The organism is Streptomyces sp. NPDC093252, from assembly GCF_040683675.1.
GTDB lineage: Bacteria > Actinomycetota > Actinomycetes > Streptomycetales > Streptomycetaceae > Streptomyces.
Genome location: NZ_JBFBEM010000040.1, coordinates 1 through 1,025 on the forward strand (window position 1 = coordinate 1; position 1,025 = coordinate 1,025).

Genomic DNA, 1,025 nt, shown 5'->3' on the forward strand with positions numbered 1-1,025 from the left:
CGCTTCAAAGTCTCCCAGCTATCCTACACAAGCCGAACCGAACACCAATATCAAACTGTAGTAAAGGTCCCGGGGTCTTTCCGTCCTGCTGCGCGAAACGAGCATCTTTACTCGTAGTGCAATTTCACCGGGCCTATGGTTGAGACAGTCGAGAAGTCGTTACGCCATTCGTGCAGGTCGGAACTTACCCGACAAGGAATTTCGCTACCTTAGGATGGTTATAGTTACCACCGCCGTTTACTGGCGCTTAAGTTCTCAGCTTCGCCCCACCGAAATGGAGCTAACCGGTCCCCTTAACGTTCCAGCACCGGGCAGGCGTCAGTCCGTATACATCGCCTTACGGCTTCGCACGGACCTGTGTTTTTAGTAAACAGTCGCTTCTCGCTGGTCTCTGCGGCCACCCCCAGCTCAGGATGTAAAACCCATCACCGGAAATGGCCCCCCTTCTCCCGAAGTTACGGGGGCATTTTGCCGAGTTCCTTAACCATAGTTCACCCGAACGCCTCGGTATTCTCTACCAGACCACCTGAGTCGGTTTAGGGTACGGGCCGCCATAAAACTCGCTAGAGGCTTTTCTCGACAGCATAGGATCATCCACTTCACCACAATCGGCTCGGCATCAGGTCTCAGACTATGTGCCAGGCGGATTTACCTACCCGACGTCCTACACCCTTACCCCGGGACAACCACCGCCCGGGATGGACTACCTTCCTGCGTCACCCCATCACTCACCTACTACCAGCTCGGGCCACCGGCTCCACCACTTCATGCTTGTCCGAAGACGCACACGACGGCTTCACGGGCTTAGCATCACTGGATTCAATGTTTGACGCTTCACAGCGGGTACCGGAATATCAACCGGTTATCCATCGACTACGCCTGTCGGCCTCGCCTTAGGTCCCGACTTACCCTGGGCAGATCAGCTTGACCCAGGAACCCTTAGTCAATCGGCGCACACGTTTCCCACGTGTGAATCGCTACTCATGCCTGCATTCTCACTCGTCAACCGTCCACAACTCGCTTAC

At 55.2% G+C, this 1,025-nt stretch carries 1 rRNA gene; it reads right to left on the bottom strand.

Annotated features, from left to right (window positions below):
* Positions 1–1,025: ribosomal RNA gene (locus AB0O01_RS36480) — 23S ribosomal RNA — on the bottom strand; the annotation flags it as partial.